A 25,506-nucleotide genomic window follows, 5' to 3' on the forward strand; every position below is an offset into this window, starting at 1 on the left:
GCGCCGCCCCGCCGCGCTGCCGCCCCGCCCCGCGCTGCCGCGCCGCCGCGCCGCCCCCGCCCTGCGCCGCCCGCCGGGGCCGGCCCCCGTGTCCGCGCCGGGGCCACGCCGCCCGGCCCCGGCGCGGCGGCGGTACTACCCCGGCCGCGCCGTGCGGCGCCGCGCGCTACGGCCTCGTTTCGCCCTGGCCCACTCCAGCCTCGCCGGCGGGTGTTGGGGGGGGGCGGGGGGGGCCCCCGGGCCCGGGGCGGCCGGGGTGTCACCCCCCAGCACCGGGGGGGGGGGCCCACCTCCCGGTGGGTGGTGCCCCCCGGGGCCCCGCCCCACACCCCGCGCCAAAAACGCCGGCGAGGCTGAATTTGGCCGGGCCCGCGCCTCAAACGCCGGCGAGGCTGGAAGCTCCCCGCAGGCTCCGTGGTGCGCGTCCGCCGCTGCGGCCTTCCAGGGGAACCGGCCGCTCCGTGCCTTGCCCTGCGCCGCCATCCGCGCCGCCGATGGCCGGAAGTAACCCCTCGGGCAAGGGATCTTGACCTGTCTGCCGCGTATCGAAGCGGTGCCGTCATCGTTTCTTCACTCGTAACCCCCACATCTGCGGTGGAAACGGGAGGACGTGTGGCGACCGCTTGGCAGTACATCGCCGGGGCGGGCCTGGTGGTGGCGCTCTGCCCACTGCAGGGCCAGGTGGCGGTCGCGAGCGTCGACGGCGACGTCGACGGCCCGGGTCACGGCCACGGCGGTGGTGACCGCGCTCCTGATGAGGTGTGCGTGCCGGCCGGGCGGCCACCGCAGGCCCGGCCCCAGCCGCCCGCGCAGTCACCCCCGCAGCCCCCCTCCGCGCGGCCGTCGGTACGGGTGACCGTGCCCCGCGCCGAGCGGCCGACCGTGCACCACCCGGGGCGCGCCCCCGCCCCCGCCCGGGCCGCCCCCGCCCGGGCCGTCGCCCCGGTGCCGGGGGACGACGCGAAGGCACCGGCACCCGCACCGGCACCCGCACCGGCACCCGCACCGGCACCGGCACCCGCACCGGCACCGGCACCCGCACCGGCACCCGCACCGGCACCCGCACCGGCACCCGCACCGGCATCGGCACCGGCGCCCGCGCCGGATCCCGGGCCCGTGCCCGGACCGGTGGCCGAGGCGGTCACCGCTCCGCCCCGGCCACCGGTGGCCGTCGCCCCGGCCACTCGGTTCCACGTGCGCCCGTACCACTCGAAGGCCCTGGAGCGGCGCGGCCCGGACGGTCTGTCCACCGTGATGCTCATGGTCGTCGTCACCACCCCGGCCGTCCTCGCCGCGGCCGCGCTCCGCCCCCGCGGCAAGAGCCGCCGGTAGCGCGTAACGCCGCACACCACCGACCCGACCCACAAACGGGAGAACCCTCGTGTCCGAATGGCTGGTCCTGGCCATCGCCATGGCGCTCGTCTGCGCCCTCGTCCTCACCTTCACCGCGATCCGGCACCGCCGGGTCGCCGAGGACGAGGACACCAGCGAAACCCCCGACGTCATCGAGTACATGACGATGATGGTCGGCGTGGTCTACGCGATCGTCCTGGGCCTGGCCATCGCCGGCGTCTGGGAGGCGCGTGGCGCCGCCGAGGACAGCGTGCGCCGCGAGGCCCAGGCGCTGTACGAGGTCACCCAGCGCGCCGACGTCTACCCGGCCCCCGTCCGCGACCGGATCCGGGGCGAGGTGGGCGCGTACGTCTCCCACACCGTCAACGTGGACTGGCCGCGGCTGACCTCCGGCGAGGCGGCGTCCACCGAAGGCGCCCAGCTGCTCTCCAAACTGCGCGGCGACGTCACCCACCAGAGCCCCTCCACCGAACTCCAGGCCCAGGCCTACCAGCCGCTGCTGGACCACATCGCCTCCGCCGACGACGCCCGGCACTCGCGCACGCAGAGCTCCGGGTCCACGCTGCCGGGCGTGGTCTGGTTCGGGCTGCTGGTCGGCGGGGTGGTCACCGTCGGGTTGATCTTCACCCTGCAGATCCGCCGCTCCGGCCGGGAGTTGCTGCTCGCCGGGCTGTTCAGCGCGCTGATCGTGTTCCTGCTGTTCATGGTGTGGAGCTTCGACGCGCCCTACGGCCGGGACGGAATCGATTCGGCGGCGCCCTTCGAGGACCTGTTCCCGACGCTGTCGGTGACCGCCGCCCGCTGACGGGCGGGGTTCAGCCGGAGAGCCCCGCCTGCTGCCGGAGGACCGCCGCCACCACCGGCGAATGCCGCAGCGCGTGGGAGATCCGTACGAGATCGCGCGGCCCGGCGGCGGCCCCGGCGGCCCCGGCTACGTCGCTCTCCTCGCCGGCCCCGATCACCTCGCCCTCGGGGTCCGCGGAGCGGGCCCGCACGGCCGCCGCGACCATGGCCGCGTCGGCGATCGCGCGGGCCGTCTCCTCGTCCGAACCGGCCGCGAGCGCGCGCCCGTAGGCGCAGTCCCGGTGGTCCCTGTCGAAGTACGGGCCGAGGTGCAGGAATCCGTCGTGGATGTCCGACTCCCGCTGGATCACCCGGATCTCGGCCGGGGTCCACCAGGACATCCGCACGGCGGGGGTGCCGCCGGGGCCGGCGCTCCGCACCTCGTGCCAGAGGGTGCCGAGCCTGCGGTACGTGGTCCAGGTCTGCCAGCTGTCCGAGAGCCGCTGGCAGACCAGCGGGAGGACGAACCCGACCGCGCTCACGAGCGCGCCCGCCGAGGCGAGCGGCGGGGCGACGAAGGTGCTCAGGCGGTCGAGGTCGTGGCCGGTCCAGCGGGCGATGACGGCCGTGAACTTGGCGGCGTCGTAGGCGAGGCTGAAGCCGTAGCCCGACACGATGATCATCAGCCCGATCCGGAGCCAGCCGTGCACCTGGAGGGACCAGCGCCAGCACATCGCCGACATCGTCAGCGCCGCGACGCTGTGGGCCAGCAGGTAGAGGGCGATCAGGATCTGGATGTACGGGGTGTTCGCGTAGTACGTGTCGAAGTCGCGCAGCCGCTCGTCGGGCGCGTCGCCGAGCACGAACAGGACGACCAGCACGGCGGCGACGGCGGAGTAGCCGACGATCCAGCGACGGGAGACGCGCCGGGTCTCCTCCGGCGGGCCACCCCGCCAGTTGACGATCAGCACCAGGCAGGAAGCGCTGAACAGGGTCATCAGGCAGTAGACGAGCGGGGCCGAGATGTTCGGTACGCCGGTCCAGTGGTTGACGGCGTGGATCGTGGGCGGGGCGGCGAAGGTGAACACCGCTCCGGCGAGAACGAGCAGGACACAGACCGAGCGCTGGAGCGGATCGCGCCAGCTGTTGCGGAGCGCCGGCAGCTTGCAGGCCAGGGAGACCGCCATCGCGGCCGCCGGAATGTAGTAGTCCTGTCCGTTCAACGTTCGGTCCTGTGCCCCCGGTAGCCGAGTGAGGTCTCGATCCGCCCGGCCAGTTGGTCGCGCTGGGCGGGTGCCCGGTGGCCGGCGGATCCGGCCAGCCAGCTCCGGCAGCGGCTGCCCAGCAGTAAGCCGAAGGACTCGGCCTCGGTCTCCTCCTGGACGTCGGCGCGGGTGCGCGCGGCGACCCGGCGGACCGTTTCCCCGAGATCGGCTCCGTCGGAGAGCAGCCGGGCGGCGACGGCGGCTCCGTCGACGTGGTGGCTGCAGTGGCCCGCCTTCATGTGCCACAGCTCGTGGCCGAGGATCACCAGTTGGTGGTCCGGGGCCGTGCGCTCCTCGATGACGACGAGATCGCGGTCCGCCATGTCGAGCCACAGTCCGCTGGCCGTTCCGGGCGGGAACGCCGCCATCCGGAACTCCACCCGGCGGCCGCGGTGTTTGCTCATGCCCTCGCAGAGGGCGGCGTAGAGGTCCACGGGTTCCACGGGGGCGGTCAGCTTGATGCCGGCCACCAGTTCCCCGCACAACCGCCGCTGCGCTCTGCCTATGCTCACCGTTCTCCCCGTCGGCGTGGATCCGGATCAGGATTCAAGGATCAGACCCAGACTTTCGACTGGGTCCCTATTCGTTCGGTTTGACGCTCTCGAGCAGCATGTCCAGCCATTCGGTCACCTTGTCCCGGTGCTTGTCGCTGGGCAGTTGGGCGGCGCGCCAGGCGATGCCCCGTACGCCGTGGTTCTGGAGGAGTCTTGCCAGCGGATCGCCCGCCGAAGCCGCCGCGGCGGGTGCGGTTTGCCGCTCGCGCCCCGCGAAGTCCTGGAGCAGCTGCTGCTCGGTGCGCTGGAGCGCGTCGGTGAGGGCGTCGGCGTCGTGGGCGGTGAGGAACCCCGCGTGCACCCTGAAGAAGCGCTGGATCGCGTCGCAGTGCTCCATGGTGGGGCGGCGGTCGCCGTTGATCAGGGCGCCGGCCTGCTGCCGGGACATCCCGGCGCCGTCCGCGATCTCCTGCTGCGTGTAGCGGCGGCCGTTGGGCTTGACCCGGGTCCGCCGCAGCAGGTCCAGACGCTGGAGGAAGCGGGTCTGCAGGTCGGGTTCGCCGGCCGGACGGCCGTCCAGCAGGGTCTTGACCACGTCCGCGGGGACGCCGGAGGCATCCGAGAGCCGTCGCAGGTCGAAGACCTGGTTCAGGTCGCGGCCCATCTTGCCCGCGAGTTCGGCGACGCGGGCGACGGTGGCTGCCAGGGGCGCGTTGGCCGCCGCGACGGGAGCCGGGAAGCCGTCTGTCACCAGTGGTTCTCCTAGATCGCGCGAGGTCGGTACGGGCACATGGTCGGCCTAAAGAATCTATCCGGTCTGGTTCCGGAGGGCTAGAACTTGCCACAGCTGTGGCGGGAATGAGCTGTCAAGAGGCTGGAATTGCCACAATAGTTGACACTCGAATGAGGTCGGTAGCAGGATCGCCACACGGAAATGAAGATCCAGACCGTGAGGAGGGGGAGCTCTCGGTGCCATATCTCGCAGCGGTGGGCCCGTCCGATGGCCTCGCCCGAGCCGGTGAGGAACGCCTGGCGGGCGAGGAGTCCGTGCGTGGCGCAGTGCGGTCGGAGCGACGCAAGGAGATTTTGCGCCAGCGCCGCGAGGAGCTGGGGCTCAGCCAGGAGGACGTAGCCGCACGGCTGCGCATCAGCGTCCGCGCCTACGGAAACTGGGAACGCGGCCTCGTCAAGGAGTGGACGGACCGCAAACTGCTCGCCCTGGCCGAGGCGTTGGAGATGAGCGAGCGGCAGTGCTTCTGGCTCTTCCGCGTCATGGTCGACCGGGACCCCCCTCCCACCTGGCGCGCGGCCGAGGAGAACCGGCTGCCCGAGGACCCCGCCCAGCGCGACTACCTGTGCGACTACGCGGCCCTGATGGAGGCCGTGCCGTACCCGAGCTTCCTGGTGGACCACCGCTGGGACGTGGCGCTCACCAACTCCGCCTTCGACAGGCTCTTCCAGTCGGTGCGCCCGCACCCGACCGCCCTCCCGGACGACAACTTCCTGCGCTTCGTGCTGTTCCACCCGGACGCTGCCGCGGTGCTGGAGGACCACGAACCGGCCTGGTGCGTACCGCTGTTGGCCCAGTTCGCGACCGCTCTGGCGGCCTCCCCGGACGACGAGGGCCTGCGCAGCATCCGCCAGGAGGTGGCCCGCGACCCGTTCATGGAGGCGGCCTACCGGTACGGGGTGCCGCACTGGCTGACCGCCCACGGCTCCGAGGCCGCCGAACAGGACGGGGCGGTGCGCTCCGTGCGCCACCCCGACCCGCACGGGGGCCTGGTGCGCTGCCGGATGGTGGCCGAATCCAGCCGCATGCTGGAGGCCATGGGGCTCACCCGGATCACCCTGGTCCTCTCGGCGCCGCAGGGGGTGCCGGCCGGTCCGGTACGCGGCGGGGCCGGCGTCGAGAACCGACCGCAGGCCCGGTTGCGCGCCGTGCCGCCGCTGGGAGACTGACCCTCCGGGGGACACTGGAGCCCTCGATCGTGCCGCGCGGACCGGATGCCGCGCCGGTCGGATGCCCGCCCGCGTCGGATGCCATGTGTGTCCGTGCCGCGGATCGTGGCACCGATCGTGGCACTGGCGAAGGGCGGTAAGGGCGTGCGGCTGACCATCCTCGGCGGGGGCGGATTCCGGGTACCGCTCGTGTACGCAGCACTCCTCGGCGACCACGCCGAGGGCCGGGTGTCCCGTGTGACGCTCTACGACGAGGATCCGGGCCGGCTCACGACCATGGCCCGGGTACTCGCGGACCAGGCCGAGGGGGTTCCCGACGCCCCGTCCGTGGCCGCCACCAACGACCTCGACGAAGCCCTGCGCGAGGCCGACTTCGTCTTCTCCGCCATCCGTGTCGGCGGCCTGGCGGGCCGTGCCGCGGACGAGCGGATCGCCCTGGCCGAGGGAGTGCTGGGCCAGGAGACGGTGGGCGCCGGCGGGATCGCGTACGGCCTGCGCACCGTGCCGGTGGCCCGCGGGATCGCGCGCAGGATCGCCCGTATCGCCCCCGATGCGTGGGTCATCAACTTCACCAACCCCGCCGGCCTGGTCACCGAGGCGATGGCCGAGGAGCTCGGCGACCGGGTGATCGGGATCTGCGACTCGCCGGTGGGGCTCGGGCGGCGCATCGCCCGGCTGCTCGGCGCCCGCCCGCAGGAGGCCTGGATCGACTACGTCGGCCTCAACCACCTGGGCTGGGTGCGCGGGCTGCGCGTCGCGGGCCGGGACGAACTGCCCCGGCTGCTGGCCGACCCGGTGGCACTGGAGTCCTTCGAGGAGGGGCGGCTCTTCGGGGCGCAGTGGCTGCGTTCGCTGGGCGCCATCCCGAACGAGTACCTGCACTACTACTACTTCAACCGCGACACCGTACGGGCCTACCAGGAGGCCGAGCGGACGCGCGGCGCCTTCCTGCGCGACCAGCAGCGCCGCTTCTACGCCGAGGCCGGGCAGCCGGGGCAGCCGCTCGGCGCGGCGCTGGCCGCCTGGGACCGGACCCGGGCCGAGCGCGAAGCCACGTACATGGCCGAGAACCGCGAGGTGGCGGGCGTCGGCGAGCGCGAGGAGAGCGACCTGGAGGCGGGCGGGTACGAGCAGGTCGCGCTCGCGCTGATGCGGGCCATCGCCCGGGACGAGCGGGCCACGCTGATCCTCAACGTGCGCAACCGCTCGACGCTGTCGGTGCTCGACGCCGAGGCGGTGATCGAGGTGCCCTGCCTGGTCGACGCCAACGGCGCGCACCCGGTGGGGGTCGCTCCGCTGCCGCTGCACGCGGTGGGGCTCGTGACATCGGTCAAGGCGGTCGAGCGGGAGATCCTGGCGGCCGCGACGAGCGGGTCCCGGGCGGACGCGGTCAAGGCCTTCGCGCTGCATCCGCTGGTGGACTCCGTCGGGGTGGCGCGGCGGCTGGTCGACGGGTACGCGGCGGAGCACCCGGGGCTGGCCTACCTGCGCTGATCGCCCGCGCGGGTGACCCGTACGGACCCGTGCCGCATGCGGTGCGGCGGGTGCGCTGTGAGAGTGCGAGATGTGACCACTGCCCCCGCCGTAGCCGCCGCGCCACCCGTGCTCGACCGGAGGCGGCGCGATGTCGTCTTCGGCACGATCATGCTGGGTGTGCTGCTCGCGGCACTCGACCAGACGATCGTGGGAACCGCCCTGCCCACGATCGTGGCGGATCTCGGCGGCGGGGACCACATGGCGTGGGTGGTGACCTCCTACCTGCTCACGGAGACCGTGGCCACGGTGCTGGTGGGCAAGTTCGGTGACCTCTTCGGCCGGAAGCTGATCTTCCAGATCTCCGCCATCGTCTTCATCACCGGCTCGTTCCTGTGCGGCCTGGCCGGCAACATGACCTACCTGATCATGTGGCGCGGCCTCCAGGGCATCGGTGCCGGAGGGCTGATGGTCACCGCGATGGCGCTGATCGCCGATGTGGTGCCCCTGCGCGAGCGCGGCAAGTACCAGGGCATGATCGGCGGTGTCTTCGGCGTCGCCACCGTGATCGGACCGCTGCTCGGCGGGCTGTTCACCGACCAGCTGAACTGGCGGTGGTGCTTCTACGTCAACGTCCCGATCGCCATCCTCGTCGTCGTCGCGGCCGCCCGGACGATCCCGTCGGTACGGGCCGCCGGCAAGCCGGTCATCGACTACCTGGGCATCGCCCTCGTGGCGATCGGCGCGAGCGCGCTGATCCTGGCCACCAGCTGGGGCGGGAACGAGTACCCCTGGGGCTCGGCGACGATCATCGGCCTGTTCGCGGGCGGCGCGCTCGCGCTGGCCCTGTTCTGCCTGGTCGAGACGCGGGCCGCGCAGCCGATGCTGCCGATGCGGCTCTTCCGCAACCCTGTCTTCGCGGTGTGCTCCGTACTGAGCTTCATCGTCGGGTTCGCGATGCTCGGCGCGATGACCTTCCTGCCGACCTACCTCCAGTACGTCGACGGGGACTCGGCCACGGTCTCGGGCGTGCGGATGCTGCCGCTGGTCTTCGGGCTGCTGCTCGCGTCCGTCTTCAGCGGCATCGTCACCAGCAAGACCGGCCAGTACCGGATCTTTCCCATCGTGGGCAGCGCGGTCATGGGCCTCGGCCTGTACCTGCTGTCGCGGATGCATCCGGGGACCGGCACCTGGCTGGAGTCGCTGTACATGTTCGTGCTCGGTACGGGCATCGGCCTGTCCATGCAGGTGCTGACCATCGCCGTGCAGAACACCGTGGACTACGCCGACCTCGGCACGGCCACCTCCGGGGTCACGTTCTTCCGTACGCTCGGCAGTGCGTTCGGGGCCGCGGTCTTCGGGACGATCTACGCGAACAGCCTGGGGCCCGAGCTGGAGGCGGGAGTCGCGGAGGCGGCGCGGCTCACGGGACAGGACCCGGCGGAGCTGGCGGAGGCCGCGTCGAGCCCGCAAGGGGTACACGGGCTCGATCCGGTGGCCGCGGGTCCGGTGATCGACGCGTACGCGGAAGCCCTGCACACGGTGTTCCTGTGGACCGTGCCGGTGGCGGTGTTCGGGTTCGTCATCGCGCTCTTCCTCAAGCAGGTCAAGCTGCGCGACAGCGTGCGGGCCGCGTCCACGGACATGGGCGACGGCTTCGCCTCGCCCGCCACCGCCTCGGGGGATTCGGCCAAGCTGCTGGAACTGGCGGTGGGCAAGCTCGTACGGACCATGGGGCCGGACACGGCGCGGGCCATCGTGAGCGGGTCGGACACGCGGCTGGACATGGCGGGCGCGTGGGCGGTGATGCAGGTGGACCTGCTGACCCGGACCGTCGGCCATGCCAGGCTCGGCCTGATCGCGGTGCGGCGGGGGGTACCGCCGGAAGTGTTGCTTCCGGTGTTCGAGCGGATGGTGGACGAAGGGTATCTGACGCGGGAGAACGGATTCTTCGCGCTCACGGCGGCGGGGGAGCGGGAGGCGCGGGTCATCTCGCAGGCGTGGGCCCAGTGGCTGGGGGACCAGCTGGAGAGGGACCGCGGGCGGCCGCGCAGCACGGAACTGCGAGTGGCGGCGGACGCGATCGCGAAGCGCCTCCTGGCGGAGGACCTGGGCGAGGGCACCTTCGCCCCACGCCCGACGGCGCCGGTATAGCCGGCCCCGGCCGTGAGCCATGTGGGGCGGCCGAGGCTCTGGTCATCAGTCAGGAGAGGGCACGCTCCCGCTCGGCGTCGCTCAGCGGCGCGCCCCGCAGGTGCGGTTTCTTCGGGCCGAAGAGCATGGGCACCAGCATGTCGAGACCGAACAGTCCGCTCGCGGGCTTCTCAAGGCTCATCACGTCGAGCAGGGCGCCGAGGGCCCGCGGGTTGCGCGCCCCGGTGTCGACCGCGCGGTCGACGAACCGAGCGAGGAACTTCTCGACGGCCGTGGGCGGGGTGTCGCCGGCGCCGGGGTAGAAGACGTCCTGGCCCACCGCCAGGTCCCACGCGCCGGCGACGGGCCGGGCCGTGGCCCGCTGTATGCGGCGGGCCGTGCCGGGAGCGGTGAGACTCGTCGAACGCAGCAGGTCTCGCAGGGTGACGGCGCTCTGGGCGGCCACAGTGAGGCCGTGCCCGTACACGGGGTTGTACCCGGCGACGGCGTCGCCGAGGACGGTGAATCCGTCCGGCCAGGCCTTCATCTTCTCGTAGTAGCGGCGCCGGTTGGCGGTGCTGCGGGTGGTGGCGATCTCGCCGAGGGGCTCCGCGCCCTTGATGAGCTCTCCGATGACGGGGTCGCCCAAGCCGAGCGCGAAATCAACGAAGCCGTCGGGGTCCTTCGTAGGCTCCCCGCCACGAGTGCCGGAGAGGGTGACGATCCATCGGCCGTCCTCGACGGGGAGGATGATGCCGCCCTGGCCGGGGGACTTGGCGGGGTTGGCCTGGATGTTGACGAGCGGGAAGCTTCCGACGGTCGCCGCCGGGGCCTTGTAGACGCGTGTGGCGTAGGCGACGCCGGCGTCCACCCGGCGTTCGGCGACGCGGGGCAGGCCGAGCCCCTCAAGCCATGTCGGCGCCTGGGATCCGCGGCCGGAAGCGTCGACGACCAGATCGGCGGACAGGATCCGCTCACCGGCGTCCTTCCGTACGCGGACGCCGGTGATGCGGGTGGCATCACCCACAAGCCCCGCGGCCACGGTCTCCTCGTGGAGGGTGATGCGCGCGTCACCGAGGACACGCTCTCGCAGGACGTGGTCCAGCAGGTTCCGTGAGCACACCAGATTGCGATGGCGGGTGGTTTCGAACCGGCGGAACCACACCTCGTTCGGGGCCCGGGAGACCATGTCGCCCATGATGGGGACCAACCGGGCACCCCGGGCGACGATGTCTTCGACGAGACCGGGGAGGATCTCGTCGAACGCGCGGACGCCGCCGCTCCAGACCAGGTGCGCGTGGCGGGCCTGGGGCACCCCCTTTCGGCACTCGGGACCGTCCGGCAGGGCGTCGCGCTCGATGATCGTCACATCGGCGACCTCGGTGAGGACGGCAGCGGCGAAGAGGCCGGTGACGCTCGCGCCGATGACGATGGCGGTGGGCCGGCGGGGGCTTTCCCGGACGTCGACCGGCTGACTGGGTTCGCGCATCTCAGGAGCCACCGGTCAGGGTCAGGTAGTCGTACGACGGTACGGGCGGCAGGCTCGTCAGCTCGGGCCGCCAGGCGCGGAGGACGGCAGCCGACGGGGCGTAGAGCGCGGAGGGGAACTCGGCCGGGCCGAACCACTGCCAGCGGACGATCTTGTGGGGCTCGGTGACGGTGGCCGCGCCCTCGGCGGTGTGGGTGACGGCGGCCGCCGTCAGCCGGGTCACCTCGGCGGGGTCCGCGGCGATCTGGACGGCGAACACGTCGATGGCCTCGGGTGCCACGCGCAGGGCCGTTTCCTCGGCCAGCTCGCGGGCGGCGGCCTGCTCGAAGCCCTCTCCGGGGTCCACCTTGCCGCCGGGCAGCTCCCAGCGGCCGTCGTGGGCCTGCCCGAGCAGGACCCGGCCGTCGGCGGCGACCACGATCAGCCCGACGCCGACCACGGCGTTGGGCTGCGGGACGGCCCGCGCGGCGGCGCGCCCGGGGTGCTCGGGGTGCTCGGGGCGCTCGCGGTGCTCCGGGCGGTCGGGACGCTCGTCGGGGCTGGTCATGGAGGTCCTTCCGGTCAGGTGTCGGGGGTGTCGGGAGTGTCGGGGGCCTCGCGTGTGTCGGCGGTATCGGGAGCGGCGCCGCGCGGCCTCGCCCGTACGTGGATCCGCTCGCCTTGCGGGCCGAACAGGCTCAGGAACTCCGCGGGCCGCGGCCCCGGGTTGAAGAAGGCGTGCGGGGTCCGGGTGTCGAACTCGGCGACCTCCCCGGCCGTGAGTACCAGATCGTGCTCGCCCAGCAGGAGCCGTACCCGTCCGGAGAGCACGTACAGCCACTCGTACCCCTCGTGGACCCGCAGTGCGGGCCGGGGCGCCGAGTCCGCGAGCGGCGGCATGATCATCTTGAAGGCGTGCACCCCGCCGAAATTGCGGGTGAGCGGCACGTACGTGCTGCCGTGCCGGACGAACGGGCGCGGACGGATCCTCGGATCGCCGGTCTCCGGCGCGCCGACGAGCTCGTCCAGCGCCACCCGGTGCGCCTTGGCCAGCGGAAGCAGCAGCTCCAGCGTCGGGCGGCGCTGCCCGGACTCCAGCCGGGAGAGAGTGGACAGCGAGATGCCGGTGATCTCGCTGAGCTGGGCCAGCGTGGTGCCGCGCTGCTGGCGCAGTGCGCGCAGACGCGGGCCCACGGCGGTGAGTACGCCCGCGAGGTCTTCGTCCTGCTCCTGGGTGGCCATGCCTCTATTTGCCGGTTCGGCAAGCACATTTGTCAAGCGGCCCCCCTCCGGCACACCCTCGCGGGTATGGACAACACGATGACGCATGACTTCGACGTAGCGGTCGTGGGCGGCGGCGCCGCCGGGCTCGCCGGGGCGCTGACCCTGGCGCGGGCCCGCCGTTCGGTGCTGGTGCTCGACTCGGGCAGCCCGCGCAACGCCCCCGCCGCGCACATGCACGGCTACCTCGGCCGCGAGGGCGCGAGCCCGGCGGACCTGCTGGCCCGGGGGCGGGCGGAGGTGGCCGGGTACGGGGCCGTGATCCGGTCCGGGGCGGCCGGCACCGCCATCGCCGCCGACCGGCTGCCGGGCGGGGGCTTCCTGGTCCGCTGCGGGGACGGGTCCACCGTCCGGGCCGGGAGGCTGCTGGTCGCCACGGGGCTGGTGGACGAGCTTCCCGAGCTGCCCGGCCTCCGGGCGCGCTGGGGGCGGGACGTGCTGCACTGCCCGTACTGCCACGGCTGGGAGGTCCGGGACCAGCCCCTCGCCGTACTGGCCACCGGGCCGGTCTCCGTGTACCAGGCGCAGCTCTGGCGGCAGTGGAGCGCACAGGTGACGTTGCTGTCCCACACGTGGCACCTCACCGCCGAGGACCGGGAGCTGCTGGCCGCCCGGGGGGTCGAGGTGGCGGAGGGGGAGGTGTCCGGCCTGATCGTCGCCGAAGACCGGCTGACCGGGGTGACCCTGGCCGACGGCGCGACCGTCGAGTGCGGGGCGCTGATCGTGGCTCCCCGGTTCACCGCCCGTTCCGGGGTCCTGGCCGGCCTGGGCCTGCCCATCGTGGACGTGGTCCGGGACGGCCATGTGATCGGTACCTGCGTGGAGTCGGATCCGGCCACGGGGGCCACCGCCCTCGCCGGGGTGTGGCTGGCCGGCAATGTGACCGCGCCGACGGAGCAGGTGAGCGGCGCGGCCGCCCAGGGCGTCCACGCGGCGGCGGCCATCAACACCGACCTGGTCGCGGAGGAGACGCGCGCAGCGCTTGAGGCCCATCGCGCAGGCCGGGCGGGCTGAGCGAGCTGACTCGGCGGAGCGGACTGAGCGGCTGACCGGGCGTTCCGGCGGTCGGGTGCCATGGCCCCCCTGGCGCTGAGGCGCTGAGGCCTTGAGGCCCCTGGCCCCCTGGCCTGAGGCCCCCGACCCCCCGACCTCGCCCCCCGACTCCGAGGCCCCGAGACCCCCTGGCCCCCGACTCCGAGGCCCCGAGGCCGCGATCCCGCGATCGGGCGACCCGGCCCCGAGGACCCCTGGCCCCGAGGTCTCGATCCCGCGATCGGGCGACTCGGCCCCGAGGTCTCGATCCGGTGGTCCGGCCTCCGGCGGGCAGGCCCTCCGGCGGCCTGGGCCTCCGACGGGCAGACACCGAGACGGCCGTGCGGCGGCGGGCTCGGCCCGCGTTCGGACGCGTGTGCGGGTTTCGGTCGGGCCCCGCCCGCGCAGGCTCTGGGCGGTCTGATCGTCGTACGGCGGATGCGCGCATCCGCACAATCGACGCATCGGCCCATCTGCATATCGGCTTGGTGGCTCAGGGGGGCGCAAATGGCACACGTGCTGGTTGTCGGCGGAGGCGTCGGAGGGCTGGCCACCGCGCTGCTCGCGGCACGCCACGGACACACCGCCGAACTCTTCGAGCGGGACACCCGCGCCCCCGGCACCGCGCTGGACCGCGATTTCTTCGGCTGGCGCCGCCCGGCCGTTCCCCAGGCCACCCAACCGCACGCGCTCCTCGGCGCCGCGCGCAACGTGCTGCGCGACGAACTCCCCGACGTCCACCAGGAGATGCTCCGGCTCGGCGCCCGCGAGCGTCACGAGCTGGACTGGTTCGACGTACGCCCGCCCGCGCGCCCCGGCGATGAGGACCTGGTCATGCTCCAGGCCCGGCGCATCGTCCTGGAGAGCGCGCTGGCCACCGCCCTGCGCGCCGAACCGGGCGTGGTCACGCGGTACGGGGAGCCGGTCACCGGGCTCACCACCACCCCCGGAATCCGGGTGACGGGAGTGACCACCTCCTCGGGGGCGTACGAGGGAGACCTCGTGGTGGACGCGGGCGGGCGGCGCGGCGGCGCCGAGCGGTGGCTGGCCGCGGCCGGCTGCCGACCGGCCGTCGTGGAGCGGCACCGCACGGGACTCGCGTACTTCTGCCGCTGGTACCGGCTGCCGCAGGGGCGGGACGAGGGCCCGCGCCGGCCCTGGACGGTGACCGGCGGCACCTTCGCGGGCTGCGCGGTCTTCCCGGCCGACAACCGGGTGTTCGCCGTGACCCTGTTCGTGCACACGGAGGACACCACACGCTCCGCGCTGCGCCATCCGGCCGTGTTCGAGGCCGCCGCCCGGGCCTTCCCGCCCGGTGCGGCCTGGCTGGAGCTGGGCGCCGAGCCGCTGTCCGACGTACTGGCCACCGCGAGCCTGGACAACCGCTGGAGCTCCCTGGTCGACGAGCGGGGCCCGGTGGTGAGCGGGCTGGTGCCCGTCGGGGACGCCATCACCCACACCAACCCGACGCTGGGGCAGGGCACGTCGCTCGCCCTGTGGGCCGCGCTCAGGGTGGCCCGTACGGCGCACCAGGACCCGGGATCGTCCCGGTTCGCCGCCGAGTACCACGACTGGGCGGTACGGACCCTGAAGCCGTGGTTCGCGTACCAGGTGGTCGCCGACGCCGCCATCGGCGAGCGCTTCGCCACCCGGGCCTCGCGTACGGGGACGGCGCGCGAGGTGGCCGCGCTCTTCGACTGCGCCTTGGAGGACCCCGAGGTGATGCGGGCGCGGGCGAGGGTCCGGCACCTGGCCGATACGCCGGAGCGGGCTTACGCGGATCCGCAGATCAAGGCCCGGGTGGCGCACTGGCTGGCCGCCCGGCCGGACTACGCGCCGAACGCGGTGGGGCCGGACCGGGGGGAGTGGGAGAAGCTGACGGCGGGATGAGGCGAGCCCGCCGGGCTCGTCTGCCCGCGACCGCGACCGCGACGGGACCGTGACCCTGACCGCGCGACCGCGACCGCGACCGCGAGGGACCGCGAAACCGCGACCGCGACCGCGACGGCGTCAGTCCGCCTCGCCGAGCACCTCGGCGAGGTCGTAGCGGACGGCTTCCTCCAGCTGGGCATACGTACAGCTCTCCGGCACCCGGTCGGGCCGCCAGCGGCGGAACTGGGCGGTGTGCCGGAAGCGGTCGCCCTCCATGTGGTCGTACGCGACCTCGCAGACCCGCTCGGGGCGCAGCGGCACCCAGGACAGGTCCTTCTTGCCGGTCCAGCGGCTCTGCGCGCCCGGCAGCCTGGCGCTCTCGTGCGCGGATTCCTCGGCCCAGGCCGCCCACGGGTGGCCATCGGGATCGGCCATCCGGAGCGGTTCGAGCTCGTCCACCAGCTCGGCGCGCCGCTTCATGGGGAAGGCGGCGCAGACGCCCACGTGCTGGAGGCCGCCCCGGTCGTCGTACAGCCCGAGAAGGAGCGATCCGACAATCGGACCGCTCTTGTGGAAACGGAAACCCGCGACGACGACGTCGGCCGTACGCTCGTGCTTGATCTTGAACATGAGGCGGGCATCGGGCCGATAGGGCAGATCGAGAGGTTTGGCGATCACCCCGTCGAGTCCGGCGCCCTCGAATTGCTCGAACCACTCCTGCGCGAGCGCGGGGTCGGTGGTCGCGGGCGCGAGATGAACGGGGGGCCGAGCGGTGGAGAGGGCTTGGACGAGGGCGTTACGGCGGTCCGTGAGCGGCGTGTCGAGCAGAGCGTCGTCGCCGAGCGCGAGCAGATCGAAGGCGATGAAGCTGGCGGGGGTCTTCTCGGCGAGCATCTTCACGCGGGACGCGGCGGGGTGGATCCGCTCGGTCAGCCGGTCGAAGTCGAGCCGCCCGTCATGCACGATGACGATTTCGCCGTCCACGACGCAGCGGGCCGGCAGATTCTCCTTCAGGGCCGCCACCAGCTCGGGGAAATACCTGCTCAGGCTCTTCCCGGTGCGGCTGCCGATCTCGATCTGGTCGCCGTCGCGGTGGACGATCGCCCGGAAGCCGTCCCACTTGGCCTCGTACTGCATGCCCGGCGGGATCTTGGCCACGGACTTGGCGAGCATCGGTTTCACGGGGGGCATCACCGGCAGATCCATACTTGAGATTCTGCGGTGGTACGTCCGGACTCGCCCGGTATGCGCGCCGGGTCGGGCCCGCCTACCGTGGCGCACATGGGTGCTGCCGGACATGCGATCGAGCTGGAGGCCGGAGGGCGGACGGTACGACTGTCCAACCCGGACAAGGTGTACTTCCCGGAGCGCGGGCTCACCAAGAGGGACGTGGCCGAGTACTACCTCGCCGTCGCGCCCGGCATCACGCGCGCCCTGCGCAACCGCCCCACGACCCTTGAGCGGTATCCGGAGGGGGTGGAGGGGGAGTCCTTCTTCCAGAAGCGTGCCCCGAAGAACCTGCCCGACTGGATTCCGACCGCCCACATCGCCTTCCCGAGCGGGCGCACGGCCGATGAGATCTGCCCGACCGAGCCGGCCGCCGTCCTGTGGGCCGCCAATCTGGGCTGCCTCACCTTCCACCCCTGGCCGGTGCGCCGCGAGGACACGGACCGCCCCGACGAACTGCGTATCGACCTGGACCCGCAGCCGGGCACCGACTACCACCACGCGGTGGCGGCCGCCCATGAACTGCGCACGGTGCTGGAGCAGTTGGGCCTGCGCGGCTGGCCCAAAACCTCCGGCGGCCGCGGCCTGCACGTATTCGTGCCCATCGCACCGCGCTGGACCTTCACCGAGGTCCGGCGGTGCGCGATCACCCTCGGCCGGGAACTGGAGCGCCGGATGCCGGGCAAGGTCACCACGGCCTGGTGGAAGGAGGAGCGTGGCGAGCGGATCTTCGTCGACTACAACCAGACCGCGCGCGACCGGACGATCGCCTCGGCGTACTCCGTCCGCCCACGCCCGCACGCCCCGGTGTCGGCGCCGCTGCGCTGGGAGGAGGTGGACGACGCGGAGCCGCGCGACTTCGACATCGTGACGATGCCGGTGCGCTTCGCCGAACTCGGTGACCTGCACGCGGACATGGACGAGCACGCCTTCGAGCTGGACGCCGTACTCGAACTCGCGGAGCGGCATGAACGCGACCACGGCCTGGGCGACATGCCCTACCCGCCCGACTACCCAAAGATGCCGGGCGAGCCGAAGCGGGTCCAGCCCAGCAGGGCCAAGCGCGAGGAATGACCTGCGGCTATCGTGCGAAGCGTGACCCGTTCCGCGCAGCGCCCCCTGCTCTTTCTCGATGTGGACGGACCGCTCATCCCGTTCGGGGCGACCGGGCAACAGCTCCCTGACGGCTACCCGACGTATCGGTCGAGCCCCACGGAGCCGGCGGGCGACGACGCCCATCCACTGCTGGCCAGGATCAACCCCGCCCACGGGCCGCGCCTGGCGGCGCTGGGGTGCGAGCTCGTGTGGGCCACGACCTGGATGGCCGACGCTAACGACTGCGTAGCGCCCCGGCTCGGCCTGCCGGAGCTTCCCGTCGTCCCGTGGCCGGAGCCGTCCGACGCCGATGGCCGCGGCGGGGTTCACTGGAAAACCCCCGCCCTGGTGGACTGGGCCGATGGACGCCCGTTCGCCTGGGTCGACGACGAGATCACCGACGTCGACCGGGCCTGGGTGGCCGCGGCCCATCCCGGAAGGGCTCTCCTCCACCGTGTCGACCACCGCCGAGGCCTGACGGACGCGGACTTCGCGACCCTCGCCGCATGGCTGCGCCCTGGGGCGCCCCAGCGGTTGTGAACGGCCCGAGGGGGGTGTCCCCCCCGGCGCCCGGGTCGCACCAGGCCTGGCCGGGCGAGCGGCGTTCGCGCTGTTCGTTCGGCCCATCGGCCGGCTCCGGCTCCGCCCCGACGAGGCGGAGGTGATGGCCGAGGCCGTGGAGGGCATACCCGTCACCACGTACCGCTGGGGGGAGGGCGGCCGGCCCGTCCTGGTGGTGCACGGCTGGAGCTCACGCGCGTCGAGGTTCGCCGCAACCGTGGTGTCGTTCCTGACGACGGCCCCCCTACGACCGCCAACCGGGCCACCGCCGAAACGGCCCGCCAGGACGTGCGTCGAGACCCGATGTCCTAGACGGGGGAGTTGACGGGCGACGGGCGGTCCGGGAGGGCGTCCGGGGCGGCCGCCACCGCGCGCAGGCGGGAGAGGATGCCGCGGCCCGCCCGTTCGTAGGCCACCGGGTCCTCGTGCAGCACGGAATGCGCGTTGGCCAGCTCCATCAGCGCGATGATCTCGAAAGCCAGCTGCGGCACTTCCGCGGCGTCGGTCCCCTCGCGGAAGCCACCCGTCAGCCGTGCCTCGTCCAGGAGCCGCTCCACGTACCGCGTCCAGTCGGACCGGGCCTTGGCGATCTCGTCGTGTACGGCGCCCGGCCGCGAGTCGAACTCAGCGGCGGCGGAGCAGAAGAGGCATCCGCCGGGGAACACGCGGCCCGCGGAGTAGTCGATCCAGCGCTCGCACAGCCGCCAGACCTTGTCCAGACCGGCCGGCTCCGCGCGTACGGGCCGCACGACCAGGTCCGTGAACACGTCGGTGGCGGCACGGACGGTGGCGAGCTGCAGATCCTCCTTGGAGCCGAAGAGCGCGAAGACCCCGCTCTTGCTCAGGCCCAGATCCGTGGCGATCTTCCCCAGGGACAAGCCCTCCAGGCCGTCCACCGAGGCGATGCTCATGGTCCGCTGGAGAACGGTCCGCCGCGTCCGGTTTCCGCGCTCCACACGTCCGTCGGCCATGCGGCCATCTTAACGAACGCACGGTCGTTCACCCTGTGGAGCGGCCGCTGTCAGGGGGGGGTGGGATGCTCGAAGAGGACTGCGGAAGCCAGGCCGGGGACGGAAGGAGAAGGTGCCATGCTCACGACGCAATACAAGGACGGCTCCCCGAACTGGGTGGACCTCGGCGCACCGGACATCGAAGGCGCCGCCGCGTTCTACGCGGGCCTCTTCGGCTGGCATTACCAGCCCGGCGGCGAGGAAGTCGGCAGATACGGGATGTTCCGGCTCGACGGCAAGACGGTCGCGGGCGGTATGACCGTCACGCCGGACCAGGGCCCCGCGGCGTGGACGGTGTACTTCCAGAGCTCCGACGCGGATGCCACGGCGGCGGCCGTGACCAAGGCGGGCGGCGCGGTGGTGTTCGAGCCGATGGATGTCATGGACTTCGGCCGCATGGCGATATTCAACGACCCGGCCGGGGTCACCTTCGCGACCTGGCAGCCGAGGGGGAACACGGGCCTGGACGTGGTGACCGAGGTCAACACCCTGTGCTGGACGGAGCTCTACACGGGCGATGTGGCCGCGGCGGCCGATTTCTACCGCTCGGTCTTCGGCTGGGAGATCTCCGAGACGTCGTTCGAGGGCGGCACCTACACCATGGTCAAGCCGGCGGGGACGACGGACGACGAGGCGTTCGGCGGCCTGGTGCCGATCGCGGCGGACCCCGTGGAGGATGCCGACCAGCCGTACTGGGCCCCGTACTTCGAGGTCGCCGACTGCGATCTGACGGCGGCGAAGGCGGAGCAGTCGGGCGGCAAGGTCCGGCTGACGCCGGTGTTCATGGAGGGCGTCGGCCGCTTCGCCAAGCTCGCGGATCCCTTCGGGGCGAGATTCTCGGTGATAGCCAGTGCGCCGGCGGCGGGTGCGTGAACGCGTGTTGATCAGCTGTTGATCGGACGTCCATCAGGGGCGGTCAGTCTCGGCACATGTCGATGAACACGAGTGAGCGGACGACGACCGCCACTGCCCCCGCTTGGTACGAACTCGCTCTGTGCGCCCAGACGGGCCCGGGGTTCTTCTTCCCGGAGCCTGGCTCCTCGCTGCGCGACGCGAAGCGGCTGTGCGGTGCGTGCGAGGGGCGGGCGGCCTGCCTGGAGTACGCCTTGGCGAACGACGAGCGCTTCGGCGTCTGGGGCGGCCTCTCGGAATCCGAACGCCTCGCGCTGCGCCCGCGCGACTGAATGACGGTCGGAGGCTGATCCCACGCCACTTTGGCGAGCAGGGAGCCTCACAGGAGCACCTCCGCGATGCGCGAGACGACGACGCGCGGGCTGTCCGGGTAGGACGTGGGGAGACTTCGGTGCGCCTCGGAACCCGGCCATGGCGAGGGCGGTGCGTGCCATGAGCAGCGCCAGCTGCTGCCCAGGGCTTCGGCGATTCCGTCCATTGCGGCCCGGTCGCCCGGACCGATGTCGTGGAAGCCCGGCGGAAGCCGGAACCAGACAGGTGGCATCACGGCCTGATCACCGACCAGACGTGGGCGGTCTTCGCGCCGGCGGAAGGGGCCTCGTCCAGTACACCGCGGACACCGTCTGCCGCTGTGGAGCTGTGCTCGACGGTTTTGTTGTCGGCGGCGTAGTCGAGAGTAGCCGTCCCCGTGCCCACCGCCGGCTCGTCTCTTGGGCCGACGTTCGGAGCGCCCATGCCGTGAGAGGGATCTCCACCACCCGCAGTTCGTCGGCGGTCGACCACGTCGTACGGGCGAACGGCCGTGCGCCGGATCCCGAGCCCGCCAGGGCGCCGGCCTCGGGGGCGGCGGCCATGGCGGCGCGAGCCGCGATCGCGCCGGCCTTCACGCCGGCGGCGACCGCCGCCACGCCGGGGACGGCGCCGGCGGTGTCGCCGAGGAGGGTGACCCCGGCGCCAGCCGGTCCGCCGCGGAGTTCAGGGTTCGCGCCACCCGGCGGGCCGCGGCTCGCGTGCCAGCCGACGGGCATCGGCGAGGGCGTGCTCCGTTGTGGCCGCGGCGGCCTGGGACTCGTAGCGGGCGGCCAGCGAGCGGTGATCGACCAGGGTGTCTTGCCACGCGGTGAGCTGCTGGGCCGCCTCCGCCAGCGAGGTGTGCGCCGCGCGCAGACAGCGCGGCGGCTCCCGCGACCGCGCTGGTGTTCACGCCTTCGCGGACCGTCTGACGCGTTCGGCCAGGTCGCGCGTGCCGTACGCCCGTCTCTCCTGGAAGCCGTCACACGCCGCGTCGAGGTCCGCGGTGCCCAGCTGGTCGGCCCGGACGTGGCTCAGCGCGCTCCGCGCCTCCCGCAGGGAGGTCAGCGAGGCGTCGAGGGCGCCCGAGAGGCGGGCCAGCTGGTCGATGTCCACCCGGAGGAAGGTCATGACGCGAAACCCTGGCAGAGCACGGCTCTGCCAGGGCAATCGTCGTCACCCGCCCGAGCGGGCGGAGACCGGTCAGCCCTTGCGGGCGGCGATGCGCGCCGCGCGGGCGGCCAGGCGCTCGTCGAACTTGCGGGCCTCGGAGTCCAGGCCGTTCATGAACAGGCCGAGCTCCTCCTGGGCCTTCTGGCCGTCCGGGCCCAGGCCGTCGATGTCCATGATCTTCAGGAAGCGGATCACCGGGCTCAGCACGTCGTCGTGGTGGATCCGCAGGTTGTAGACCCCGCCGATCGCCATCTGCGCGGCCATCCGCTCGAAGCCCGGCATGCCGTGTCCGGGCATCCGGAAGTTGACCACGACGTCGCGTACGGCCTGCATCGTCAGGTCCGGGGCCAGCTCGAAGGCGGCGCCCAGCAGGTTGCGGTAGAAGACCATGTGCAGGTTCTCGTCCTGCGCGATGCGGGCGAGCATCCGGTCGCAGACCGGGTCGCCGGACTGGTGGCCGGTGTTCCGGTGCGAGATGCGGGTCGCGAGCTCCTGGAAGGCGACGTACGCGACGGAGTGCAGCATCGAGTGGCGGTTGTCGGACTCGAAGCCCTCCGACATGTGCTGCATCCGGAAGGCTTCCAGCTTGTCCGGGTCCACGGCGCGCGAGGCCAGCAGGTAGTCGCGCATCACGATGCCGTGGCGGCCCTCCTCGGCGGTCCAGCGGTGCACCCACGTGCCCCAGGCGCCGTTGCGGCCGAAGAGCGTCGCGATCTCGTGGTGGTAGCTGGGGAGGTTGTCCTCGGTCAGCAGGTTCACGACCAGCGCGATCTTGCCGATGTCGGTGACCTTGGACTGCTCCGGGTCCCAGGCCTCGCCGTCCTCGAAGAAGCCCGGGAAGTTCCGGCCGTCGCTCCACGGGACGTACTCGTGGGGCATCCAGTCCTTGGTGACCTTCAGATGGCGGTTGAGCTCCTTCTCGACCACCTCTTCCAGCGCGTACAGCAGCTTGGCGTCGGTCCACGCCTCCGAGCTGCCGAGGAGGGGAGAGGTGATCGTCACGGGTACTCCTGGGGACAAAGCGAATTACCTACGGTTCCGTAGCCTACGAACCCGTAGGTTAAGCGCGACGTCAAGGCCAGCCAAGCCCCAGGTGTACCTATGCCCGGTTACATCCGGTTATCTGTGCAGTTTGAGGGGCGACTACGAGGGAAAACGAGAGCCCAAAGTCACGCCGAGAGGTGGTCCGCCTTTCCGCCTTGACGGCTGAGCTACTCGTGCCACAGCGACTCCCGGACCTCCTCGGCGGTGGTCGGCCGTAGCTCCCCGTCGAGCAGCAGCCACCGTGTGATGCCGATCGACTCCAGGAACGGCACGTCATGGCTCGCCACCACGAGCGCGCCCTCGTACGACTCCAGTGCGCCGGTCAGCTGCCGTACGCTCGCCAGGTCCAGGTTGTTCGTCGGCTCGTCCAGCATCAGCAGCTGCGGAGCCGGCTCCGCCAGCAGCAGAGCCGCCAGCGCGGCCCGGAACCGCTCGCCGCCCGACAGGGTGCCGGCCCGCCGGTCCGCCCGGGCACCCCGGAACAGGAAGTGCGCGAGCCGCGCCCGGATCAGGTTGTTCGTGGCGTGCGGGGCGAACCGCGCCACGTTCTCCACCACCGAACGGTCGTCGTCCAGTACGTCCGCGTCCAGCCGCTGCGGCAGGAAGCGCGTCGGAACGTGCGTCACCGATTCCCCGGACACCGGCCGGACGAGCCCGGCCACCGTACGCAGCAGGGTGGTCTTGCCCGAGCCGTTGCGGCCCACGAGCGCGATGCGCTCGGGGCCCCGCAGCTCCCATTCGCCGGCGACCCTGGCCCCGTGCGCGAGGTGGAGACCGCTCAGGGTCAGGACCCGTCGGCCCGGATGAACCTGGGTGGCGGGCAGCTCGATACGGATCTCCGCATCGTCCCGGACGGCCTCCACCGCCTGATCCAGGCGCTCCCGGGCGTCCGCGAGCTTCTCGGTGTGCATGATGCGGTGCTTGCCGGCCGACTCCTGCGCCGCACGCTTGCGGGCGCCCATGACGATCTTCGGCTCGCGCTTGTTGTCGTTCATCTTCTGGCCGTACCGCTTGCGGCGGGCCAACTTGACGTGTGCGTCCGCCAGTTCCCGCTTCTGCCGCTGTACGTCGGCCTCCGCGACCCGGACCATCCGCTCGGCCGCGTCCTGCTCGGCCGCCAGCATCGCCTCGTAGTCGGTGAAGTTCCCGCCGTACCAGCGGACTTCGCCCTCGCGCAGCTCGGCGATCTGGTCGACCCGGTCCAGCAGCTCCCGGTCGTGGCTGACCAGGATCATCACCCCGGACCAGGACTCGACCGCCGCGTACAGGCGGCGACGGGCCCGCAGGTCCAGGTTGTTGGTGGGCTCGTCGAGCAGCAGGACGTCCGGTCGGGCGAGCAGCAGGGCCGCCAGCCGGAGCAGCACGGACTCCCCGCCGGACAGTTCACCGACGGTGCGGTCCAGGCCGATCCGGGCGAGCCCGAGCTGGTCGAGCGTGGCCAGGGCCCGCTCCTCCACATCCCAGTCGTCGCCGACGGCGGCGAAGTTCGCCTCGGTGGCCTCGCCCGCCTCGATGGCGTGCAGGGCGGCGCGGGCGGTGTCGATGCCGAGCGCCCGGTCCACACGGAGTCCGGTGTCGAGGGTGACGTTCTGCGGGAGGTAGTCGATCGTGCCGGCGGTGGCGGTATGGCCGTCGGACGGGGTCAGTTCACCGGCGATGAGCTTCAACAGGGTTGACTTCCCACAGCCGTTGAGGCCGATCAGGCCGGTGCGACCGGGGCCGACGGTCAAGTCGAATGCGTCGAAGACCGGGGTCCCGTCGGGCCAGTCGAAGGACAGCGCGGAGCAGGTGACGAAAGCGGGGGTGTGCGCATGGGCATGGCTCATGGAGGCCTCCAGGTTGCGTGAGTTGGTGCGTGCAACGCGGGGAGACAGCCGGACCGTGGTCGACATTCCTATGGTGTCGTGGTCGGTGTCTCGGACCTCAGACGAGCAATGTCCTACTCCGTTTCGGCGGCTATGGGGCGTCCACGAAGTTACGGGCGGCCGGGGCCGCCCGCAAACGAATTAAGGGGGAGTGGGGGGATGGGTGGTGGTGGGTGGTGGGGGCGTCGGGCGCCTCGGATCAGTGCGAGCCGCGCAAGAGTTCGGCCAGGCCGTGGTCCACGTCGAGGTAGAGGTGCTCCGCGCCCGGCGGCACGACGGTCGCGGCGCGCTCCAGGAACCGGTGCAGCTCGGCGGTGAGCATCAGGACGATCGCGACACCCTCGGGGGCGTGGAACTCGACGGTGGTCCGGTCGGCGTCGTACGGGCGCACCCGCACGTCGCCCCAGCCCGTCGGGCGGTCCAGGCCCGACTCCAGGAGCTCCCGCGCGAAGGTCCACGAGATCTCGATGCCCTCCAGCGTGGCCGGGGCGGGGAAGGCCATGCGGACGGCGAACGGATCCGAACGGTCGTAGCTGAGCGTGACGGGTACGGTCTCGATCTTCGGGGCGGTGGCGATCAGACGGGCCTGCACGGCCTGCTCGATGACAGTGATCAAGGCTCGCTCCCTTGCGGCGGATCTGCTGCCGGGCGTGGGGTGGGGCCCGGCAACCGGATAGACGCCGGAATCGGCAGTTCCGTGCATGCGGAGTTGCGTGAGCTGTGTCACCGAGTGGCTGAAAACGCTTCTGTGTGATCGCACAGAGTAACGATCAAGGTAGGCGAGAGAAGCGGTCTCAGTCAGAGCCGCAGGGCCCGGAGTGGTCGCAATAAGGCTGGTTCCTGCTCACTCCACAGGCGCAAAGCACCACCCGGGTCTCGTTACGGACGCCCTCCGGGGTCGTCACGCTCAGTTCGCCGCGGAGGATCAATTGGCCGACGGGCGACCGTACGACCGTCGTGGTCGGCCGGTCGGGCTGCTCGGCCGGTCCTTCGGAGAGCCGGTACTGGAGCGCTCCCGACGGACAGCGCCGGATCACCTCGGCGACCCGCTCCGGATCCGCCGCGTCCGGCTGCACCCAGGGGCGCCGCCCGGAGTCGAACACCTCGGGCAGGCCGTGCACACATTCGGCGGCGTGGAGGCACCGCCCGACGTCGTAGGTGACGGTGATGTGCTTGCCGTCGTAGGCCTTGGGTTCCTTGGAGGGCATGGCCCCA

General features: G+C 72.3%; 25 protein-coding genes. 11 read left to right on the forward strand and 14 right to left on the reverse strand.

Annotated elements, in window-relative coordinates; translation table 11 throughout:
* Positions 1–1,116: 1,116 nt before the first annotated feature.
* Both MTF65_RS00005 and MTF65_RS00010 read left to right on the forward strand, forming a co-directional pair.
* Positions 1,117–1,332, forward strand: a complete 216-nt coding sequence (locus MTF65_RS00005) for a hypothetical protein (RefSeq protein ID WP_243625954.1) — start codon at positions 1,117–1,119, stop codon at positions 1,330–1,332.
* A 49-nt stretch (positions 1,333–1,381) separates the two neighbouring features.
* Positions 1,382–2,158: a DUF4239 domain-containing protein gene (locus tag MTF65_RS00010; RefSeq protein ID WP_243625955.1), complete on the forward strand. Its 777-nt coding sequence runs from the start codon at positions 1,382–1,384 to the stop codon at positions 2,156–2,158.
* Positions 2,159–2,168: 10 nt separating this feature from the next.
* Here the strand turns inward: MTF65_RS00010 and MTF65_RS00015 are convergent, their stop codons facing one another.
* The 3 genes from MTF65_RS00015 to MTF65_RS00025 all read right to left on the reverse strand — a co-directional run bounded on the left by MTF65_RS00015 (position 2,169) and on the right by MTF65_RS00025 (position 4,646).
* Complete coding sequence (locus MTF65_RS00015; protein ID WP_243625956.1) at positions 2,169–3,359, reverse strand: MAB_1171c family putative transporter; 1,191 nt, start codon at positions 3,357–3,359, stop codon at positions 2,169–2,171.
* Positions 3,356–3,913 carry a toxin-antitoxin system, toxin component gene (locus MTF65_RS00020; protein WP_243625957.1) on the reverse strand — a complete coding sequence of 186 codons (558 nt, stop codon included), beginning with the start codon at positions 3,911–3,913 and terminating at the stop codon, positions 3,356–3,358. Before MTF65_RS00020 ends, MTF65_RS00015 begins: the two co-directional genes overlap by 4 nt.
* Before the next feature lie 67 nt (positions 3,914–3,980).
* The gene (locus MTF65_RS00025) at positions 3,981–4,646 is read right to left on the reverse strand and encodes a helix-turn-helix transcriptional regulator (RefSeq protein ID WP_243625958.1); all 666 of its coding nucleotides are present in this window, start codon (positions 4,644–4,646) and stop codon (positions 3,981–3,983) included.
* Between the two features lie 218 nt (positions 4,647–4,864).
* On the opposite strand from MTF65_RS00025, the gene MTF65_RS00030 reads away from it, so the two are divergent.
* The 3 genes from MTF65_RS00030 to MTF65_RS00040 all read left to right on the forward strand — a co-directional run bounded on the left by MTF65_RS00030 (position 4,865) and on the right by MTF65_RS00040 (position 9,481).
* Entirely contained in the window at positions 4,865–5,854 is a 990-nt protein-coding gene (locus MTF65_RS00030; RefSeq protein ID WP_243625959.1) for a helix-turn-helix domain-containing protein, read from the forward strand.
* Positions 5,855–5,998: 144 nt separating this feature from the next.
* Positions 5,999–7,348, forward strand: a complete 1,350-nt coding sequence (locus MTF65_RS00035; protein ID WP_243627233.1) for a 6-phospho-beta-glucosidase — start codon at positions 5,999–6,001, stop codon at positions 7,346–7,348.
* Between the two features lie 36 nt (positions 7,349–7,384).
* Positions 7,385–9,481, forward strand: a complete 2,097-nt coding sequence (locus MTF65_RS00040; protein ID WP_243625960.1) for an MDR family MFS transporter — start codon at positions 7,385–7,387, stop codon at positions 9,479–9,481.
* A gap of 49 nt (positions 9,482–9,530) precedes the next feature.
* On the opposite strand, the gene MTF65_RS00045 is transcribed toward MTF65_RS00040, so the two are convergent.
* Genes MTF65_RS00045 through MTF65_RS00055 form a run of 3 tightly spaced genes read right to left on the reverse strand, consistent with a single transcriptional unit; the run spans position 9,531 to position 12,170 of the window.
* Positions 9,531–10,949 (reverse strand): NAD(P)/FAD-dependent oxidoreductase, encoded by a 1,419-nt coding sequence (locus MTF65_RS00045; protein WP_243625961.1) that lies wholly within the window; start codon positions 10,947–10,949, stop codon positions 9,531–9,533.
* A gap of 1 nt (position 10,950) precedes the next feature.
* Complete coding sequence (locus MTF65_RS00050) at positions 10,951–11,496, reverse strand: NUDIX hydrolase (protein ID WP_243625963.1); 546 nt, start codon at positions 11,494–11,496, stop codon at positions 10,951–10,953.
* A 14-nt stretch (positions 11,497–11,510) separates the two neighbouring features.
* Complete coding sequence (locus MTF65_RS00055) at positions 11,511–12,170, reverse strand: helix-turn-helix domain-containing protein (RefSeq protein ID WP_243625966.1); 660 nt, start codon at positions 12,168–12,170, stop codon at positions 11,511–11,513.
* Positions 12,171–12,236: 66 nt separating this feature from the next.
* On the opposite strand from MTF65_RS00055, the gene MTF65_RS00060 reads away from it, so the two are divergent.
* On the forward strand, positions 12,237–13,223 hold the full coding sequence (locus tag MTF65_RS00060; RefSeq protein WP_243625968.1) for an NAD(P)/FAD-dependent oxidoreductase: 987 nt from the start codon (positions 12,237–12,239) through the stop codon (positions 13,221–13,223).
* Between the two features lie 525 nt (positions 13,224–13,748).
* Positions 13,749–15,131: an NAD(P)/FAD-dependent oxidoreductase gene (locus tag MTF65_RS00065; RefSeq protein ID WP_243625969.1), complete on the forward strand. Its 1,383-nt coding sequence runs from the start codon at positions 13,749–13,751 to the stop codon at positions 15,129–15,131.
* 120 nt (positions 15,132–15,251) lie between these two features.
* On the opposite strand, the gene MTF65_RS00070 is transcribed toward MTF65_RS00065, so the two are convergent.
* On the reverse strand, positions 15,252–16,319 hold the full coding sequence (locus MTF65_RS00070; RefSeq protein WP_243625972.1) for an ATP-dependent DNA ligase: 1,068 nt from the start codon (positions 16,317–16,319) through the stop codon (positions 15,252–15,254).
* A gap of 75 nt (positions 16,320–16,394) precedes the next feature.
* On the opposite strand from MTF65_RS00070, the gene ligD reads away from it, so the two are divergent.
* Positions 16,395–17,414, forward strand: a complete 1,020-nt coding sequence (ligD, locus tag MTF65_RS00075) for a non-homologous end-joining DNA ligase (RefSeq protein WP_243625976.1) — start codon at positions 16,395–16,397, stop codon at positions 17,412–17,414.
* A gap of 21 nt (positions 17,415–17,435) precedes the next feature.
* On the forward strand, positions 17,436–17,975 hold the full coding sequence (locus MTF65_RS00080) for an HAD domain-containing protein (RefSeq protein ID WP_243625979.1): 540 nt from the start codon (positions 17,436–17,438) through the stop codon (positions 17,973–17,975).
* 329 nt (positions 17,976–18,304) lie between these two features.
* On the opposite strand, the gene MTF65_RS00085 is transcribed toward MTF65_RS00080, so the two are convergent.
* A complete protein-coding gene (locus MTF65_RS00085; protein WP_243625981.1) occupies positions 18,305–18,967 on the reverse strand; it encodes a TetR/AcrR family transcriptional regulator in 663 nt (220 codons plus the stop codon).
* Positions 18,968–19,084: 117 nt separating this feature from the next.
* Here MTF65_RS00085 and MTF65_RS00090 point away from each other — a divergent pair, with 117 nt between their 5' ends.
* Both MTF65_RS00090 and MTF65_RS00095 read left to right on the forward strand, forming a co-directional pair.
* A complete protein-coding gene (locus tag MTF65_RS00090; protein WP_243625982.1) occupies positions 19,085–19,879 on the forward strand; it encodes a VOC family protein in 795 nt (264 codons plus the stop codon).
* A 62-nt stretch (positions 19,880–19,941) separates the two neighbouring features.
* The gene (locus tag MTF65_RS00095) at positions 19,942–20,190 is read left to right on the forward strand and encodes a WhiB family transcriptional regulator (RefSeq protein ID WP_243627234.1); all 249 of its coding nucleotides are present in this window, start codon (positions 19,942–19,944) and stop codon (positions 20,188–20,190) included.
* A gap of 271 nt (positions 20,191–20,461) precedes the next feature.
* On the opposite strand, the gene MTF65_RS00100 is transcribed toward MTF65_RS00095, so the two are convergent.
* The 6 genes from MTF65_RS00100 to MTF65_RS00125 form a co-directional block, all read right to left on the reverse strand.
* Complete coding sequence (locus tag MTF65_RS00100) at positions 20,462–20,653, reverse strand: hypothetical protein (RefSeq protein WP_243625984.1); 192 nt, start codon at positions 20,651–20,653, stop codon at positions 20,462–20,464.
* 465 nt (positions 20,654–21,118) lie between these two features.
* Positions 21,119–21,340, reverse strand: coding sequence for a hypothetical protein (locus MTF65_RS00105; RefSeq protein WP_243625985.1), 222 nt, complete (start codon positions 21,338–21,340; stop codon positions 21,119–21,121).
* A 72-nt stretch (positions 21,341–21,412) separates the two neighbouring features.
* A complete protein-coding gene (locus MTF65_RS00110) occupies positions 21,413–22,384 on the reverse strand; it encodes an acyl-ACP desaturase (protein ID WP_243625987.1) in 972 nt (323 codons plus the stop codon).
* 209 nt (positions 22,385–22,593) lie between these two features.
* Complete coding sequence (locus tag MTF65_RS00115) at positions 22,594–24,252, reverse strand: ABC-F family ATP-binding cassette domain-containing protein (RefSeq protein WP_243625989.1); 1,659 nt, start codon at positions 24,250–24,252, stop codon at positions 22,594–22,596.
* Between the two features lie 238 nt (positions 24,253–24,490).
* Positions 24,491–24,907, reverse strand: a complete 417-nt coding sequence (locus MTF65_RS00120) for an SsgA family sporulation/cell division regulator (RefSeq protein ID WP_243625990.1) — start codon at positions 24,905–24,907, stop codon at positions 24,491–24,493.
* 178 nt (positions 24,908–25,085) lie between these two features.
* Positions 25,086–25,499, reverse strand: coding sequence for a (4Fe-4S)-binding protein (locus MTF65_RS00125; protein WP_243625992.1), 414 nt, complete (start codon positions 25,497–25,499; stop codon positions 25,086–25,088).
* Positions 25,500–25,506 lie beyond the last annotated feature (7 nt).

Origin of the sequence: Streptomyces sp. APSN-46.1 (assembly GCF_022815725.1) — a bacterium.
GTDB lineage: Bacteria > Actinomycetota > Actinomycetes > Streptomycetales > Streptomycetaceae > Streptomyces.

Coding starts and splice junctions, on each gene's coding strand:
- MTF65_RS00055 (WP_243625966.1), bottom strand. CDS start 12,170: ATGGCCACCCAGGAGCAGGACGAAGACCTCGCGGGCGTACTCACCGCC.
- MTF65_RS00085 (WP_243625981.1), bottom strand. CDS start 18,967: ATGGCCGACGGACGTGTGGAGCGCGGAAACCGGACGCGGCGGACCGTT.
- MTF65_RS00095 (WP_243627234.1), top strand. CDS start 19,942: ATGAACACGAGTGAGCGGACGACGACCGCCACTGCCCCCGCTTGGTAC.
- MTF65_RS00040 (WP_243625960.1), top strand. CDS start 7,385: ATGCGGTGCGGCGGGTGCGCTGTGAGAGTGCGAGATGTGACCACTGCC.
- MTF65_RS00115 (WP_243625989.1), bottom strand. CDS start 24,252: ATGAGCCATGCCCATGCGCACACCCCCGCTTTCGTCACCTGCTCCGCG.
- MTF65_RS00065 (WP_243625969.1), top strand. CDS start 13,749: ATGGCACACGTGCTGGTTGTCGGCGGAGGCGTCGGAGGGCTGGCCACC.
- MTF65_RS00105 (WP_243625985.1), bottom strand. CDS start 21,340: ATGACCTTCCTCCGGGTGGACATCGACCAGCTGGCCCGCCTCTCGGGC.
- ligD (WP_243625976.1), top strand. CDS start 16,395: ATGGGTGCTGCCGGACATGCGATCGAGCTGGAGGCCGGAGGGCGGACG.
- MTF65_RS00125 (WP_243625992.1), bottom strand. CDS start 25,499: ATGCCCTCCAAGGAACCCAAGGCCTACGACGGCAAGCACATCACCGTC.
- MTF65_RS00060 (WP_243625968.1), top strand. CDS start 12,237: ATGGACAACACGATGACGCATGACTTCGACGTAGCGGTCGTGGGCGGC.
- MTF65_RS00090 (WP_243625982.1), top strand. CDS start 19,085: ATGCTCACGACGCAATACAAGGACGGCTCCCCGAACTGGGTGGACCTC.
- MTF65_RS00045 (WP_243625961.1), bottom strand. CDS start 10,949: ATGCGCGAACCCAGTCAGCCGGTCGACGTCCGGGAAAGCCCCCGCCGG.
- MTF65_RS00070 (WP_243625972.1), bottom strand. CDS start 16,319: ATGGATCTGCCGGTGATGCCCCCCGTGAAACCGATGCTCGCCAAGTCC.
- MTF65_RS00050 (WP_243625963.1), bottom strand. CDS start 11,496: ATGACCAGCCCCGACGAGCGTCCCGACCGCCCGGAGCACCGCGAGCGC.
- MTF65_RS00100 (WP_243625984.1), bottom strand. CDS start 20,653: ATGGGCGCTCCGAACGTCGGCCCAAGAGACGAGCCGGCGGTGGGCACG.